This window comes from Leptolyngbya subtilissima AS-A7 (assembly GCF_039962255.1).
Taxonomy (GTDB): Bacteria; Cyanobacteriota; Cyanobacteriia; order Phormidesmidales; family Phormidesmidaceae; genus Nodosilinea.
Window position 1 is genome coordinate 116,977 of the sequence record NZ_JAMPKY010000010.1, and the last position, 15,780, is coordinate 132,756.

Annotated in this window: 11 protein-coding genes; 4 read left to right on the forward strand and 7 right to left on the reverse strand. The window is 58.8% G+C overall.

Features of this window, described 5'->3' with window-relative positions; genetic code table 11:
* Window positions 1-342 precede the first annotated feature (342 nt).
* Window positions 343-2,289: a squalene--hopene cyclase gene (shc, locus tag NC979_RS20440; protein WP_190521151.1), complete on the reverse strand. Its 1,947-nt coding sequence runs from the start codon at window positions 2,287-2,289 to the stop codon at window positions 343-345.
* A gap of 172 nt (window positions 2,290-2,461) precedes the next feature.
* Here shc and NC979_RS20445 point away from each other — a divergent pair, with 172 nt between their 5' ends.
* Both NC979_RS20445 and NC979_RS20450 read left to right on the forward strand, forming a co-directional pair.
* A complete protein-coding gene (locus NC979_RS20445) occupies window positions 2,462-3,634 on the forward strand; it encodes a glycosyltransferase (protein ID WP_190521153.1) in 1,173 nt (390 codons plus the stop codon).
* Window positions 3,635-3,695: 61 nt separating this feature from the next.
* Window positions 3,696-4,250 (forward strand): Uma2 family endonuclease, encoded by a 555-nt coding sequence (locus NC979_RS20450; protein WP_190521155.1) that lies wholly within the window; start codon window positions 3,696-3,698, stop codon window positions 4,248-4,250.
* A gap of 23 nt (window positions 4,251-4,273) precedes the next feature.
* On the opposite strand, the gene NC979_RS20455 is transcribed toward NC979_RS20450, so the two are convergent.
* Entirely contained in the window at window positions 4,274-4,948 is a 675-nt protein-coding gene (locus tag NC979_RS20455) for a phosphorylase family protein (protein WP_190521157.1), read from the reverse strand.
* Window positions 4,948-7,728 carry an efflux RND transporter permease subunit gene (locus NC979_RS20460; protein ID WP_190521159.1) on the reverse strand — a complete coding sequence of 927 codons (2,781 nt, stop codon included), beginning with the start codon at window positions 7,726-7,728 and terminating at the stop codon, window positions 4,948-4,950. Before NC979_RS20460 ends, NC979_RS20455 begins: the two co-directional genes overlap by 1 nt.
* Before the next feature lie 137 nt (window positions 7,729-7,865).
* Here NC979_RS20460 and NC979_RS20465 point away from each other — a divergent pair, with 137 nt between their 5' ends.
* A complete protein-coding gene (locus NC979_RS20465) occupies window positions 7,866-9,494 on the forward strand; it encodes a cyclic peptide export ABC transporter (RefSeq protein ID WP_190521160.1) in 1,629 nt (542 codons plus the stop codon).
* Here NC979_RS20465 and NC979_RS20470 read toward each other — a convergent pair.
* From NC979_RS20470 to NC979_RS20480, 3 genes are read right to left on the reverse strand one after another with little or no spacing between them, the layout of a single operon-like run.
* The gene (locus tag NC979_RS20470) at window positions 9,452-10,561 is read right to left on the reverse strand and encodes a sulfotransferase family protein (RefSeq protein ID WP_190521162.1); all 1,110 of its coding nucleotides are present in this window, start codon (window positions 10,559-10,561) and stop codon (window positions 9,452-9,454) included. The two genes, NC979_RS20465 and NC979_RS20470, sit on opposite strands and share 43 nt — an antisense overlap.
* Before the next feature lie 8 nt (window positions 10,562-10,569).
* Entirely contained in the window at window positions 10,570-11,958 is a 1,389-nt protein-coding gene (locus tag NC979_RS20475) for an aspartate aminotransferase family protein (RefSeq protein ID WP_190521164.1), read from the reverse strand.
* A gap of 37 nt (window positions 11,959-11,995) precedes the next feature.
* Window positions 11,996-12,841, reverse strand: a complete 846-nt coding sequence (locus tag NC979_RS20480; protein ID WP_190521166.1) for a squalene/phytoene synthase family protein — start codon at window positions 12,839-12,841, stop codon at window positions 11,996-11,998.
* Window positions 12,842-13,243: 402 nt separating this feature from the next.
* On the opposite strand from NC979_RS20480, the gene hpnH reads away from it, so the two are divergent.
* Window positions 13,244-14,254, forward strand: a complete 1,011-nt coding sequence (hpnH, locus tag NC979_RS20485; RefSeq protein WP_190521168.1) for an adenosyl-hopene transferase HpnH — start codon at window positions 13,244-13,246, stop codon at window positions 14,252-14,254.
* A gap of 78 nt (window positions 14,255-14,332) precedes the next feature.
* On the opposite strand, the gene NC979_RS20490 is transcribed toward hpnH, so the two are convergent.
* Window positions 14,333-15,514, reverse strand: a complete 1,182-nt coding sequence (locus NC979_RS20490; RefSeq protein ID WP_190521169.1) for an MFS transporter — start codon at window positions 15,512-15,514, stop codon at window positions 14,333-14,335.
* Between the last annotated feature and the right edge of the window lie 266 nt (window positions 15,515-15,780).

A 15,780-nucleotide genomic window follows, 5' to 3' on the forward strand; every position in this document is an offset into this window, starting at 1 on the left:
AACGGTTGGTGGTTCAAGGTTTAGGTCTCATACCAAATCCGAATTACAGAACCCGATTCCCTGAAGGCTAAACCGGTAGGGGTGCAGGCGTAGCCGAGCCAGAGGCTTTATGGCATTTGTCTTGTTCAATCGAGGTAGCCAAGAAGGATTTGTACGAAATCCGCCTTGAGAAACCCCGGTTCAAATCAGGGCTCTCGTAGGGGCATTGCACTGCAATGGTCCTACAACGCGGTTGTAACCAAATTAGGATGCGGTATTGATATCCAAGTTCATGACCTGCCTTGAACCCGACACCTTAAACCCTAGACCCTAGGCCGCTAGCGCCTATCACAATCAGCTTAGTTAAGCCCCAGGGACATAGCTGAGCTGATAGCGACCCAACGCCATCAGCGGAAAATGGTGGCGGTAAAGGTGATAGCGAATATAAAAGTGGCGCGGGAAGCCGGTGCCGGTAAACTCCTGCTCGTCCCACGTACCCTCAGGAGTCTGAGTCTCAACCAGATAGTGAATGCCTTTCTCGATCGCCGACTCGGCAGCAGCACTAGAACTACCGGCGTCGAGCAGCCCCAGCAGCGCCCAGGCGGTTTGAGACGGTGTGCTCGGCCCCTGGCCTTTGAGGGTGGGGTCGTCGTAGCTGCGGCAGGTTTCGCCCCAGCCACCGTCGGGGTTTTGGCAGCTGATGAGCCAGTTTGCTCCGCGGGCGATCGCCCCCTGACAGCGTTCTGGCGCGGTCAAAGCCAGGGCCGACAGCGCGCCGCTGGTACCGTAGAGGTAGTTGACGCCCCAGCGGCCAAACCAGCTGCCGTCGGCCTCCTGTTCATTGAGCAGAAAGGTGAGGCCCCGTTCCAGTCGTTGGGCGCTGAGGTCGCTGGCGTAGCGGGCCGCGAGGCCGGGTTCGCGGCAGAGGCGACCGTGCATCTCCAGCACTCGGGCGGTGATGTCGGCGGTGCTGGGATCGATCATGGCCTTGAGATCGCCGTAGGGAACGGCGTTGATCCAATCCTGATCGTTGTTGATGTCGAAGGCGGCCCAGCCCCCGGTTTTGCACTGCATGGTGGCCACCCAGCGCACGGCCCGAGCGATCGCCTCGCGCTTCAGCGCCTCATCGGGCAGGGTGACATCTTGTAGGGCCATTGCGACCACTGCCGTGTCGTCAACGTCGGGGTAAAAGCGGTTCTCAAACTCAAAGGCCCAGCCCCCCGGTTTGCCCTGAGGATTTTTGACGATCCAGTCGCCGTAGTCGAGAATTTGCTTTTCCAGCAGCCATTCGCCTGCCCGCACCAGGCTGGGATGGTTGGGGGCCAGGCCCGAGTCGGTGAGCGATCGCATTCCCAGCGCCGTGTCCCAGACCGGGGAGACGCAGGCCTGCACCCAGTAGGTGTCGTCGGTCTCAACGGCGAAGTTGTCGATCGCCCGCAGGCCGCGTCGCACCACCGGATCGTTCACGTCGTAGCCCAAGCAGCGCAGGGCCAGCATCGAGTTCAGCATGGCGGGGATAATGCCGCCCCAGTCGCCGGTTGCCTCCTGTCGCTCCAAGATCCACTGCTCGGCTTTGCGCAGGCCCTCGTCGCGAAACGGGGTGAAATTAATCGACTCGGCAAACTTAAATGCGCCGTCGAGCCAGATAAAAATGTCGCTCCAGTCCCCAGCCTTGGGTAGTTCCCAACGCACGTTGGCGATGCCCTCGGCGTAGAGTTCATCTAAGTTGATGGCGGGCTCAATTTTGTAGACCGGCTTTTGGTCAAAGACAACTAGCAGCGGCACTGTGCTGCCCCTGGCCCAACTCGACAGTTCGTAGATGGTGAAGGGCGAGGGTGACTCTAGCAGCATCACCCAGGCGGGTAGCGAGGGCAGGCCGCGCCAATCGTAGCAGCCGATTAGGGCCAGGTGCAGCTTGGTGAAGATGCGGGTTTTGCTGATGCCGCCGCGCTTGAGAATAAAGTCTTTCGCCTTTAGCAGAGCCGGATCGCTGGCGGGCACCCCCAGCACCCGTAGCGCCATGTAGGCTTCGACGGAGGTGCTCAGGTCGCCGCTGTCGCCATAGAACAGTTCCCACCCGCCGTGGTCGCGCTGGTGCGATCGCAAATAGTGTTCTGCCTTAGCTAGGGGGCGAGCGCTATCGGTGCCCCAAATCTTGTGCAGCAGAACGATTTCGGCGGTGATGGTGACATTGGACTCCAGCTCTGCCCACCAATAGCCGTCAGGATGCTGTAGGGCTAGCAGGTAATTTTGCGCAGCGGCAATCGCTGAATCAATCCCAGTTAGCTGCTGCGGTTCTTGCGTCTGCATGGGCACCCCTTACGGTCAAAACGCTATGGTCACTGGGGCAGCATAATGCAAATGCTTCCATCAAGGAAAGATAGCTGAGGTGGACGGCATAGATTCTGACCGTATTCGGCAGTGGGTTCGCATTTAGCAACTGATTTATGATGCGAAAGACCAATCAGTGTACACAAAGCCGATGGCAATCTTAGCGTTGAGCCTGACAAGTCTAGCGCTCCTAATCTGGATTGGGATGCTGTTGTTTTGGGGCCAGTTTTGGCGGGCTGACCAGCGGCTTGATGCCGAGAGTCTAGCGCCACTGGCGACTTGGCCCCAGGTCGCGGTGGTAATTCCAGCCCGCAACGAGGCGGATCTGATCGGGGTAGCAGTGCGATCGCATCTCAGCCAAACCTATCCCGGCAACCTGCAAGTCGTGCTGGTAGATGACCAGAGCACGGATGGCACGGCGGCGGTGGCGCGGGAAAGTGCGACTGCGGTAAACCAGTGCGATCGCCTCACAGTGCTCTCAGGCGCAGCCCTCCCCGCTGGCTGGACGGGCAAGCTCTGGGCGATGGAGCAAGGCTTTCGCTACCTGTCATCGCAGCCTACCCCGCCCGACTACGTGCTGTTTACCGATGCCGATATTGAGCATGATGCCTCCAGCTTGCAACAGCTGGTGACAAAGGCCGAGTGCGATCGGCTCGACCTGGTGTCACTGATGGTGCAGCTCCGCTGTGAGAGCTTTTGGGAACGGCTGCTGATTCCGGCGTTTATCTTCTTTTTTCAGCTGCTCTACCCTTTCCCCTGGGTGAATAATCCTAAAAAACAGACGGCCGCGGCAGCGGGAGGTTGCGCCCTGATCCGCTTCAGCGCCCTTCAGCGCATCAACGGGCTACAGGCCATTCGCCAAGCGCTGATTGACGACTGTGCTCTGGGGGCGGCGGTCAAAGCCAACGGCCCGATCTGGCTCGGCCTCAGCACCACTATCCACAGCCTGCGCCCCTACCCCAATCTGCATAGCATCTGGACCATGATCACCCGTAGCGCTTACACCCAGCTCAACTACTCGCCGTGGTTGCTGATCGGTACGGTCTTTGGCATGCTGCTGGTCTATCTGGTCGCTCCCCTAGGGGTAGTTTTGGGATTGATTTGGGGCGACCCCGCCCTGGCGCTGATGGGGCTAGCGGGCTGGCTGCTGATGGCTCTAGCCTACTGGCCAACGCTGAAGCTCTACGGCGGCCAGCGATCGCTGGCGCTGGCGCTGCCGTTGATTGCCTTGCTCTACACGATGATGACCTTAGATTCGGCGCGGCGGCACTGGGCCGGGCAGGGCGGTGCCTGGAAAGGACGGGTTTATAGCGATCTAGGGTAGGTGTTCTGCCCGACAGCACCTTTATACTCATAACGATGGGGCGGTCTAAGGTGAGCTTTCCATGAAAACCCTTGCTAAATGGTCTGTAGACGACTATCACCAGATGATTCAGGCAGGCATTCTCCAGGCCCGTCGCGTCGAGTTGCTGAAAGGAGAGATTGTTGAGACAAGTCCAGAAACCCCAATTCACTACACAACCGCAAAGCAGGGGGCCAAATACCTAGAAACGCTGCTGACAGGAAAGGCCGAGGTTCGCTTCAACGGACCTGTTACCTTAGGAGATTCTGAGCCAGAGCCCGATATTGCCATTGTTCGCCTGCCTGAATCGACCTACCGCGATCGCCATCCCCACCCTGAGGATATTTTTTGGCTGATCGAAGTCGCCAATACCAGTCTCAAGCAAGATTTGGACATAAAAGCGGCTGTTTATGCCACCGCTGGGATTCCAGAATACTGGGTTGTGAATTTAGTAACGATACAGATCACAATCTTTCAGCAACCAGTGGCAGGACAATACAGACAGCAAATAACCGTGCAAGACGGCAACATCACGCCGCTGGCTTTTAACAATGTAGCCATCTCCGTTAAAAAGCTCCTGGCCCAAACAAACACTTGATCAATTGTTTGAGAGGGATGTTATTAATCTGATTTGAAAAGAGCAAACGTGACCTGCTCCAGAGTTTTGAGTGCTTGGAGTGAGCCGCTAATGAATTTTAGAGCTGCAACCGGGCGTTTCAAGAAGCTGCGAGCGAGAGTATCGGCGCGGAGGCTACCGTCTGGGCCGATCGCCCCTGCAATATCCGGCAAGTCGTGGCCACAGTCGTCACTGATCACCCGCAGAATAGCGACTCTAGCCTGGGGCATGGTCGCCAGCAGTACGGCACTTTCCATATCGACTACAGCTGCTTGGTAGCGATCGCCCATCTGCCGCTTTTCTGTCACCGTCGTGATGACGCGATCGCACGTTAACCCAGTCTCCACGGGAACCCCGAGGCGTTGGGCCAACTCGTCGGTGAAGGTGCGATCGCACTGATAGCCTTTTGCACTATCGCCCCCAGCAGCATCCCAAACCTGCTCAAGCAGTAGCGCGTCTCCCACCGAATGCTGGGGCGATAGACTGCCACTCAGGCCGATAAACAGAATTCCCTGGTCTTCAAAGCGCGATCGATCTTCCCAGGTTTCTAAGAATGCTCGAAACGCTGCTGGCCCCGCTGGAACAGCAACCACCGGGGGCGCATGGGGAATCGTCTTCAGGCCCCGAACCACCGCTTGATATTCGGCCCCTGCCGGTACGAGAATCACTTGAATTGGCATTAGGCCGACCGCTTGGTGAGCTTGAGCCAGCCATCTTCGAGCAGGATGTAGAGCACCGGCACCACCACCAGACTCAGCAGGGTTGAGGTTAGCAGTCCGCCAATAATAGCCACGGCCATGGGCTGTCGCAGCTCGGCCCCCGCCCCAAAACCGAGGGCGATCGGCACCATGCCCAGCACTGACGAAGCGGTGGTCATCAGAATGGGGCGTAGCCGCACCAAGCCCGTTTTTTTGATGGCGTCAGTGCGCTCAAGCCCGGCCCGGCGCAGCTGGTTGATGTAATCCAGTAGCAAAATCGCGTTTTTGCTGAGCAATCCCAGCAGAAACAGCAGGCCCAGCAGCGAGACAATGCCAAAGTCGCTGCGGGTAATCCATAGGGCCAGCGTCGCCCCAACCACCGAGAGCGGCAGCGATAGACCCACCACCGCTGGTTCTAGCAGTCGCCCAAAGGGTACTAGCAGCACCAGCAGCATGCAGATCACGGCCAAAATTAGAATGCGACCAAAACTGCCCAGCACCTCTCCGGCCCTAGCCGAGTCGCCCGCCAGGTCAATGCGGACACCGGGGGGGACCACCGATTCTGCAATTTCTACCACCTGAGCGGTGGCGTCGCCCAGGGCATTGCCGTCACTCAGGTTGGCGCTGACGATGGCGACCCGTTCACCGTTCTGGCGGCTGATCTCTACGATCGCATCGGCGGTGTTCTCGGCTCCCGAAATACGCACATCGGCAAAACCGGGCAGCGCTTTCACTTGGGTCTGAATCTCAGCAGCGGCGGCTTGCAGCGCTGTCAGATCGTCGCCTACTAGGGCCACCTGGAGGGGTTTTTCGCCGCCGGTATCGACAAACTGAAGGTCCTCAACGCTGGTTTCTAAGCCCGCCCGTGTAGGCAAATCCTGGCGGAGCTGGGCCTGCACGGCGGCGGTGTTGCGATCGCGCTCCTCCCGCAGCTGGATATATAGACTGCCTTCATTGGGTCGCCCCCGGCCGCCCACGGTGGTCAACACCGACTCGACCTCGGGCAGCTGAGCCACCGCCGCCTCCAGGTCGCCGGCCTGCTGAAGAGTCCGCTGCAAGAGCTGCGATCGCCCTGCTGCCGCTGCCGCCTCTGCTGCTGCCGCTGCCTGTGGTGCACTTAGACCCGTCGGTAGCTGTCCGGCTGTCGGTAGCTGTCCAGACTGCGGTAGCTGGGCTCCACCGGGGCGCTGGGGTAGGGGCACCCGGTAGTTCAGCAAAAACTGCCCCTGGTCAAGCTGGGGAATAAACCCCTGGGGAATCAGCGGAATGATGGCAATGCCCGCAACCAGACTGGCGATTGCCAGCCCCACCACCATCCAGGGATGGCGCAGTGACCAGGCAAGCAGGTGGCTGTACTGTCGCTCTAGCCAGGTGCTCCCCACCGTCTCCGCCAGCAGCGCAGTGGCCGCGGGGTCGGGCGGTTCGAGGGCAGCGGGGTCAGAGTTAACTGGGGCAGCGGCCCGGGGCGAGCCAGAGGCCTTTAGCCAATACACCGCCAGCACTGGGTTTAGGGTGCGGGCCACTAGGAGCGAGAACAGCACTGCCGCCGACACCGTCAGGCCAAAGGGCTTAAAAAACTGTCCTACGGTGCCGCCCATCAGCGCCACGGGCAAAAATACGGCCACAATGGTCAGCGTCGAGACTGTCACCGTCAGGGCAATTTCGTCCGTTGCCCGCAGAACCGCCTGTTGCGGAGTCGCCCCCGCTTCCAGATGGCGCATGATGTTTTCAACCTCAACGATCGCATCGTCGACAATGATGCCAATCACGATCGCCAGCGCCAGCAGCGTAATGGTCTCCAGGTTAAAGCCATAGATGGCCATGACGATCGCCGTGCCCAGCAGTGACAGCGGAATCGACAGCGCCGTAATCACCGTGGCTCGCCAGCTGCGCAAAAAGGCCAAAATTACCAGCACCGCCAACACGATCGCCTCCACCAGCGCATCGATGGTGGCCTCGGTTGACGCGCGAATGAACTCGGCCTGGGTGGCGGCCAGGGCAATCTCGACCTGGGGCTGCTCCTCGCGGATCTGTGCGATCGCCGCCTCGACGCGATCGACCACCTCCAGGGTGTTGGCCTCGCCCTGCTTCACCACCTGCACCGCCAGTGCCGCTTCCCCGTTAAACCGAATTAGCGTCGGCGGGTTTTGTAGCTCCGCTAAGAAACTGCCCTCACCGCTGGCGGCGGCTCGGCTGCCAGTGCCGCGCAGATCTACCCGCAGCACCCCAGGAATGTCGCGCAGCGTCGGCAAGATTTCAGCTTCAACCAGTGCCGTCAGCTCAGTCGGGGGCAGCTCCTCGCTGGTTAGGGCATAGCTAATTGCTGTCGCCTCGTTCAAGTTGAGCGGAATGATCTCATAGTCAAACCCGGCTGCCAGATCAGTCTGGTCAATAGCCTGCTCGACTGCAGCCGTGGTTTCCTCTAGCGCGGCATTCACCTCAAAATTTAGCCGCAGAATCGCCCGCCCCGGCGAGGTGGTTGAGTCGAGGCGAGATAACCCGGCCAGAGGTTGCAGCTGGGCCTCCAATGGCACGGTAAGCTCGGCCTCTGTTTCAGCTGCCGTCTCAATGGGGGCGGTGGCGTTGACGAGCACCACCGGAAAGGTGATGTCGGGAAACAAGGCATACTTCAAAGAGCTAAACGCTAGCAGCCCAGCCACCCCAATCACAATCCAGCAGAAGATCGCCAACCCACGGTTGCGCAGGGCAAATCGAGAGAGATTTAATCGTTCTCGCAGCTGGTTGAGGTTAAGGCGGGGCATCGCTTTAGTAGGAGAGAAACGCAGATATCATAGCTTGTTCAACCGGTTGATCAGACTGGGCTTGGGCCTGTCACCGCCAGCGCCGATCGCCATCCAGGCTCCCAAACTTTGGGTGCACCACCATTTGCGAGACTGCCATGAGCTTAGTTTTATTTCTCTTGCAGACCTCTGGGCCAGCCCTGGGGATTGCCTTGGTCACCGGCCTAGTGAGCGGCGGCTGTAGTGCCGCTCTGATTGCGCTGATTAGCTACACCATTGCCCAGGGGGTGACTGGGGGGGTAGTGGCGGCAGCGTTTGTGGGGTTGGGGGCGATCGCCCTGACCACGGCGATGGTGTCGCGCATTTTGCTGGTGCGGTTTTCTCAGGCGGCGGTGGTGGAGCTTCAGCTTCAGCTCTGTCGCCAAATTTTAGCGGCTGAGCTGAAGTCCTTAGAAAGCCTCGGTTTGCCCAGCCTGCTGGTGCTACTAACTGAGGATATTCAGGCGATCGCCGCCGCTGCTGGGGTCTTGCCCGTTTTGATGATCAATATTGCGGGCACCGTCGGCTGCATGGTCTATGTGTCGTGGCTGTCGTGGCAGGTGCTGGCCCTGGTGCTGCTGATTACCCTGGTAGCTTCGTTTAGCTGCCGCTGGTTTCTGGTCGCGGGCCGGCGCGGTCTAGCTGCCGCCCGCGACCACCAAGAGCGGCTGTTTCAGCATTTCCGTAGCCTGATCGACGGCATCAAGGAGCTAAAACTGCACCGTCTGGGCCGCCAAGACTTCTTCGCGCTCGACCTTCAGCCCACCGCGCTTCAGGTTAAGCACTACAACCAGCAGGGGTTGAGCCTGTTTGCCGTGCTCGACAGCTGGGGCAAGTTTATCTACTTTTTTGCGGTCGGGCTGGTGCTGTTTGCCCTGCCCAATTGGGTCGGCATTAGCCCCAACACCCGGGTAGCCTACGTGCTGACCTTTACCTACCTGCTGGGGCCGATGGAGAACCTGGTGAACAAGCTACCCCTGCTGGGTCAGGCCAGCGTGGCCCTCGACAAGCTCAAAGCCCTGGGTCTGAGCATCAATGCCCCGATCGCCTCTGCCGCCGTGCCGCCCATCGACCCAAGCTGGCAGCGGCTAGAGCTAAAAGGGGTCACCCACAGCTACCGCACCGACCAAGAGGGCACCGAATTCACCCTAGGGCCGGTGAATCTAACTGTGCACCCCGGCGAGCTGATTTTTATTATTGGCGGCAACGGCAGCGGCAAATCGACCTTGGCGAAGGTGCTCACGGGGCTCTATCGCCCCCAAACAGGGACAATTTGGCTCGATCAGCAGCCCATTGATGAGCAAAATCAGGAGTGGTATCGGCAGCATTTTTCGGTGGTGTTTGCCGATTTCTACCTGTTTGAGCGGCTGTTGGGATTGAGTAGCGAGGCCGACGACAGCAAAGCCCAAGACTATCTAAAAAAGCTACAGCTCAGCCACAAGGTGCGCATTGACCAGGGCCGATTTTCGACGGTGAATCTATCTCAGGGGCAGCGCAAACGCCTGGCTCTGCTCAGCGCCTACATGGAAAATCGACCTATATATTTATTTGACGAATGGGCTGCCGATCAGGATCCGGCCTTTAAGCAGGTGTTTTACACCCAGTTTTTGCCTGACCTCAAGGCCCAGGGAAAGACGGTCTTCGTGATCAGCCATGACGACCATTATTTCTATGTGGGCGATCGCATCCTCAAGCTCGACTATGGTCAGATCGAGTTTGAGCAGAGCCCTGCATCCTTTAAGTCATAGCCCCAACGCTGAAGGTAAGTTTGCCAGTGGTGTTCAACCTTAGTAATCGTTTCGGGCTCTAGAGAATACTGGTTTTGCTGGTAGTCTCCTAGACTCGCTAGATAGGTTTCAAAACAGGGGCGCGCTGCCTCAAAACTGGGCAGTTCTAGCTGCTCAAATAGCTTTTTTAGCACCAGCAGTGGCTCGGTCTGCAAATCCTCAAAACGCACCTCTGCAAACTGTTCGGGGGGCAGATCGGCCGTATCGGTTTTGAGAGCCTCTAACAGAAACGGGTAGCTCTCCAAAACCAGCGATTCAATCGGTAAATCGCCGTAGTCTTGCAGGGCCAATTCGGGCAGCAGCCGCGTAAAGTAGTGTCGCGCCGAGGGAAACACCCGGTAGGGGTTGCGGTAGATGTGAATGAACTTGGCCCCCGGCCACAGCTCCCGCAGATGGCGAATGTAGCCGGTATAGATTGGGTTTTTAATCAGCAGCGGGCGGTGCCCCTGGTGCACCGAAACCTTCCGCAGCAGATGGCGATGCAGGCGTTTCCACCGCTCCACATCGGCGATCGCACCGCCAAACACATCTCGCCGAAAGTGAGTTTCAAAGTGCTGAGGAAAGTACATACCGTGGTAGTACGAAGCTGCCCCCATCGTCGCCAGGGGAATGGAATCTTCCTGGGGCGAGGTAGGCGTGACCGCTACATTGTCGACGTAGCGATCTTGGGGCAGAGCCTGCTCTAGCAGCGGCTCTAGCGATCGCACAATGCCCAAAACATCCCACGGCATTCCCGTTGCCAGCGGGGTAATGTAGCCAAACGCTGGGCACTGAGCCATGACGTTGTGCAGGTGGGTGGTGCCCGATCGCCAGTAGCCGACAATAAAGACGGGGTCGGGCATCGGCTGCTGGGGGGACAGGGCAAACGCCACCTGTTCTGCGGTCGAAAAGGGCCAGCGGGCCAGAGACACCGCCAGGGCCAGAGCCACCTGGGGGCAACGGTTAGCTGCGGGGAATCCATTTTTGAGCAGCAGCTTGAGCAGGGTGGGTGGGTTGCTGCCGCACAGCGGATGAAACAGGCTGGCCATGGTTGGGGCTACCGGGCTCCGGCTTTGGTTTTCATTGCCTGAGTGGCCAGGGTTTTGCCAAACTCCCAGGCGGCTCCCGGCACCCGGTGGGCATCGGCCACCACGTCGGTAACAGCCTCGACAATCCAGCGGCGATCGCTCTCCTGCAGGGTCAGGGGGGGAATAAACTTGACCACATTCATGCCGTAGCCTGCCACCTGAGACAGAATTCGGTGGCGGGTAAACAGCGGCACCGTGATGATCTGAGAAAACAGGCCCCGGTTGGCGGTTTCGAGCATCTTCCACGACATTTTTAGGGTCAAGCTCTTGGGCTCGCCAAACTCTAGCGCCATCATCATACCCAGGCCCCGCACGGCTTTCAGGCACTCGTACTGGCCCACCAAAGGCTGCAAATCGGCCACAATCTGCCGGCCCATCTGGGCGGCATGGTCAATCCAGCCGTCGGTTTCGAGTACGTCGAGGGTGGCCAGCCCTGCCGCCATAGCCAAATTGTTTTTGCCAAAGGTGCTGCCGTGAACCACGGCGCGATCCATGCGGTTAAACACTTTGTCGAAGATCCACGACCGACAGGCCACGGCCCCTACCGGCACGAACCCACCCGACAGGGCCTTGGCCATACAGAGCAAATCGGGCTCGACACCAAAGTGCTCGACCGCCCACCACTTGCCCGTACGACCTAGCCCGGTCTGCACCTCATCGGCGATGAACAGGCTGCCGTATTTGCGGCAGAGCGCCGCCGCCCCTGGTAGGTAGCTGGCCTCTGGAATCCATACCCCATGGCCTTGGATAGGCTCGGTGATAAAGGCGGCCACGTCTTTGCGGGAAAGCGCTTGGTCTAGGGCAGCTAGGTCGCCGAAGGGAATTTCGATGAAGTCGGGCAAAAAGGGGCCAAAGCCTGCCCTGAAGTGGGGATCGCCCGTGGCCGACAGAGAGCCCATGGTCAGACCGTGGTAGCCGCCAGAGCAATAGACAATCTTGCTGCGCCCGGTGGCGTGGCGGCTGAACTTGATCGCCGCCTCGACGCTTTCGGTGCCGGAGTTGGCAAAAAAGATGCGGTCTAACCCCGGCGGCGTGATCTGCTGGAGCTTTTCCGCTAAAAGCCCCGACAAAATCGAGACATCCATCTGCACCAGGTTGGGCAGTTCTGCCGTTAGCACATCCTGTAGGGCCTGCACGACTTTGGGATGGTTGCGCCCTAGGGCAAAGACGCCAAAGCCGCTGAGCAGGTCGAGGTAGCGATCGCCCTGGTCGTCAAATAGATAGGGCCCCTCCGCGCGCACGTAGTGGCGATCGAACCCGATCGTTTTGAGTACGTTGACCATCTGCGGGTTGAGGTACTGGGAGTGCAGCGAGAAATTGTCTCGCTGCCGCTCGGCGATGCGATCGAGAATGTTCATGCACTAGGGGGGTAGAGAGGGGCAGTAGGCGATCTAACTAGACTTTAGTCATAAGTTCGATCGATTTGCCAACGCCGAGCAGCGGCGTCACGATCGCCATCACATCGGCTCGGGTGAGCTTTTCTCGTCCCTGGGCCAGGGCATCAATGGTGGCGGTGGCCAGGGCAAGGGGAATGCGGCAAAACAGCAGAGCTGGTCCCTTGGGCAGAGCTTGGGTATAGGCGTCGGCCATTCTGAGGTTGCGGCGAGCGTAGCGCTGCATGTCATCCGCCGTCCAGCCCTCCGGGAAAAAGTCGACGCCGCGATCTTTATCTTCTAGATGATTGCGCAAAATGTTGACCGATTGCAGGCCGCGCCCAAAGCCGATCGCCTCCATCCGGCTGGTTTCGGTGCCGTCATACCAGGCCCAGAGGTCAGACAGCATCAGCCCGACGGCCCCGGCCACGCTAAAGGTGTAGCGATCGAGATCGGCTTCGGTTTTGATCTGCCAGTTTTGCTCGGCCCAGTAGGCCATGCGATCGGCCATGGCGGCAGTGGCATCCCAGATCCGAGGGGCGATGGTGTCGGGGGCCAGCAAGGCCCATTCGCCAATGCGTAGGGTCACCTCTTCGAGCTGTTCGCTGTAGTCCTCTAGCCCCGCCGCAAAGTCAGCTACCGCTGAGGATTCTGTGCCCGCCTGTAGATTGAGGCTAATTTGGCGCAGCAGGCTGGTCTTAATGCCGCCGTCTAGGGTCGGATGGTCTTCAATCTGGTCGATCGCCCGCATGCACAGGTACGCAGATGCCACCGCTTCCTGAAGCCCAGGAGGGAGTAAGCTGATCGGGATGAAAAATGTTCGGCTGGTCTCTTTTAGCAAGTCCAACGCAGATTTAATCGACGGCATTGAGCGCTCTCCTCACGTTGCTTTGGCTTTCAACCATACTGGTTGACTTTGATTCTGTAAGCTTTAACAGAGCATTAACGATGAATCAACTCGAATGGACGGTATCTGGGGCTACTTAAGCATCTAGGGTACCTGTAGTCGGCTACTTGGCCACGGGCAAAGTTTAACCGCATATTACACCGTCAGCCCCAGCGGCGTGCCCTGGGCTAAAACTCCCAACAGCGATCGGGGTCTAGGCGCACACAGAATGGGGGCAGAGACAACCGTTTTTGCCAAAATGAATTACGGTAGTTGGGTAATCACCATCAGGGTTCGAAGCATCTACAATCGCCGTGACCTAGGCAAGCCGCCCGGTTTAACGATGATGCTGACGAATTCTCCCAATTCGAGGAGTGAAGAGAAATGGCAATCAGTCTGCAGCAGGCCCTAGGCGTGGGGCAATATCTTGTCACTCAGCGCCTCAAAGGGCGTAAGCAGTATCCCCTGGTGTTGATGCTAGAGCCGCTGTTTCGCTGCAATTTGGCCTGCTCGGGCTGCGGCAAAATTCAGCATCCCAAAGAAATTTTGAAGCAGAACCTGTCGCCCGAAGACTGCTTTGCGGCGGCAGAAGAATGCGGTGCCCCGGTGGTTTCGATCCCCGGTGGGGAACCGCTGCTGCACCCCCAGATTGACGAGATTGTGCAGGGCCTAGTAGCGCGCAAAAAGTTTGTCTACCTCTGCACCAACGGCCTGCTGCTCGAAAAAAGTCTCGACAAGTTTACGCCCTCGCCCTACCTCTCGTTTAGCGTTCACCTAGACGGCATGAAGGACCTGCACGATCGCTGCGTCGATCGCAATGGCGTCTTCGATATCGCCATCAGCGCCATCCGGGCGGCCAAGGCGCGGGGCTTCCGGGTCACCACCAACACCACCGTGTTTGAGGGCACTGATCCCCAGGAAATTCAGTCTCTGTTTGATTACCTGACCGAGCTGAAAGTAGACGGCATGATGGTGTCGCCGGGCTATAGCTATGATTGGGCCCCTAACCAAGAGCACTTCCTCAAGCGCGATCAGACCAAAGCGCTGTTTCGAGAAATTTTGGCCCCGTTTACGGCGGGCAAAAAAAAGTGGGAATTTAACCACAACCCGCTCTTTTTGGACTTCTTGACGGGGCAAAAAGACTACGACTGCACCCCCTGGGGCAGCCCCAGCTACAGCGTGCTGGGTTGGCAAAAACCCTGCTACTTGCTGAATGAGGGGCACTACGAAACCTTCCAAGAACTTCTCGACAACACCGACTGGGAGAAGTACGGCCACAAGAGCGGCAACCCCGAGTGCGCCGACTGCATGGTGCACTGCGGCTACGAGCCGACGGCAGCAGAAGCGGCCATGCAGCCGCAGAATATGCTGCGCGCTATGGGTAGCCTGTTCTAGCTAGTAGCAGAAGATCGAACTGTATCCCCCTGAATCGGCCTTGAGACTAGCCCTAGCTCCAGTCTCAAGGTCGTTCTGCTACTTCCTGGGGGATCGGATGAGCCAGTAGTGTAAACCACCCATGGCGATCGCCAAAGGCAGCATCAGCGGGGGAATCACCCCCAGGTCTGACCGGCTGGCCACCCAGCCCAGCCCGGCAGGAATCAGCGCGGCCCCGACGCTGGCGGCACTGGTGGCAAAGCTCACGGCAGCGGGAACTAAGGCCTCTGGCAAGCGCTTGGGAATCAGCCAAATAATGGTGGGAAAGATGGCCGCCAGGGCAAATCCAACCAGGGGTAAGCTAACCAATGGGTTGGACAGTTGCCACCAGCACAGCAGCCCGATCAGGAGCAACCCCAGGGACAGGGTGATAGTACGGATAGCGCCTAGCGATCGCAGCAGATAGCTTAGCCCAAAGCGCCCCACCGTCAGCCCCAGCCAGTAGGCGCTAACGCTGTAGCCCGCCAGCAACGGCGGCGTCGAGCGAGCGAGCACCTGCACGCTGTAGGCCCAGTTGCTCAAGGACGCCTCAACGCCCACATAGACAAACAGAAATGCTCCAAACAGAAAGACGATCGGGGTGCGCAGCGCTCGCTTTAAGTGCGTCCCCGCCAGTGAATCTTGTTCAGCAGGTCGTTCCACCATGGCAGGGTAACGGCAAACCAGGGCGGCAAACACGCCCACCATCAACAGGCTGGTGAGACTGGCCAGCACGCCATAGACCTGCCGCCAGCTGAGGCCTACCGCCAATAGCGTAGTGGCGATGGCTGGGCCGGAGCATGCCCCAATTCCGTAGAAGCCGTGCAGGGCCCCAATCAGGTGGGCGCTACGGGCATCTTGCACCATGGCCGTGTTGATTCCGGCATCGATAAACCCAATGCCTAATCCCAGCAGGGTGCCCGCCGCCACCATTAACAGCCAGAAGGGAGCCAGGGCATAGGTGAGCAGGGCTAATGTCAGCAAGCTGGCCGCCCCCAAGAGCATGCGCCCCAGCCCTAACCGATGACTGACGAGGCTGCTAGTGAGGGCTGCCGTAATGTAACCGGTGATTTGGCTGACAAAGAGCAGCGTTACGGTGGCCGGGGTCAGGCTATAGGCCGTCAAGATAGAGGGCAGCAAAACCCCTAACCCTGCTTCGGCGATGCCAATGGCAATAAAGGCGTAGAAGTAAATCGCTACGCCAATCCAGAGGGACGGCAATGGCTTTTTGGCAAGGCGCATAGACGATACTCCAGAGATGCAGTGGGGCGAGGAGCTGCGATCGCAAGGTTTCAGGTTAGTCGGGCGCTGATGGCAACGACAACCTGAAGGGATGGCAGCGATCGCCTGAGCGTCCTAGAGCCATTGAGAATCGCTGTTTTTCTCTTTTTGGCAGAAAGCCCGACCGTCTGTTGCTGGGTAAATTACTCCTGGGCCGAGACAGCCCGATCGGCACTCAAGCCGGAGACCTAATCACCAACGCCCACGTGGTTTCTTCAGAGCAAGAC

What these genes read in the sequence shown, in the direction of transcription:
- shc (WP_190521151.1), bottom strand. Translation starts at nt 2,289, where the DNA reads ATGCAGACGCAAGAACCGCAGCAGCTAACTGGGATTGATTCAGCGATT.
- NC979_RS20445 (WP_190521153.1), top strand. Translation starts at nt 2,462, where the DNA reads ATGGCAATCTTAGCGTTGAGCCTGACAAGTCTAGCGCTCCTAATCTGG.
- NC979_RS20450 (WP_190521155.1), top strand. Translation starts at nt 3,696, where the DNA reads ATGAAAACCCTTGCTAAATGGTCTGTAGACGACTATCACCAGATGATT.
- NC979_RS20455 (WP_190521157.1), bottom strand. Translation starts at nt 4,948, where the DNA reads ATGCCAATTCAAGTGATTCTCGTACCGGCAGGGGCCGAATATCAAGCG.
- NC979_RS20460 (WP_190521159.1), bottom strand. Translation starts at nt 7,728, where the DNA reads ATGCCCCGCCTTAACCTCAACCAGCTGCGAGAACGATTAAATCTCTCT.
- NC979_RS20465 (WP_190521160.1), top strand. Translation starts at nt 7,866, where the DNA reads ATGAGCTTAGTTTTATTTCTCTTGCAGACCTCTGGGCCAGCCCTGGGG.
- NC979_RS20470 (WP_190521162.1), bottom strand. Translation starts at nt 10,561, where the DNA reads ATGGCCAGCCTGTTTCATCCGCTGTGCGGCAGCAACCCACCCACCCTG.
- NC979_RS20475 (WP_190521164.1), bottom strand. Translation starts at nt 11,958, where the DNA reads ATGAACATTCTCGATCGCATCGCCGAGCGGCAGCGAGACAATTTCTCG.
- NC979_RS20480 (WP_190521166.1), bottom strand. Translation starts at nt 12,841, where the DNA reads ATGCCGTCGATTAAATCTGCGTTGGACTTGCTAAAAGAGACCAGCCGA.
- hpnH (WP_190521168.1), top strand. Translation starts at nt 13,244, where the DNA reads ATGGCAATCAGTCTGCAGCAGGCCCTAGGCGTGGGGCAATATCTTGTC.
- NC979_RS20490 (WP_190521169.1), bottom strand. Translation starts at nt 15,514, where the DNA reads ATGCGCCTTGCCAAAAAGCCATTGCCGTCCCTCTGGATTGGCGTAGCG.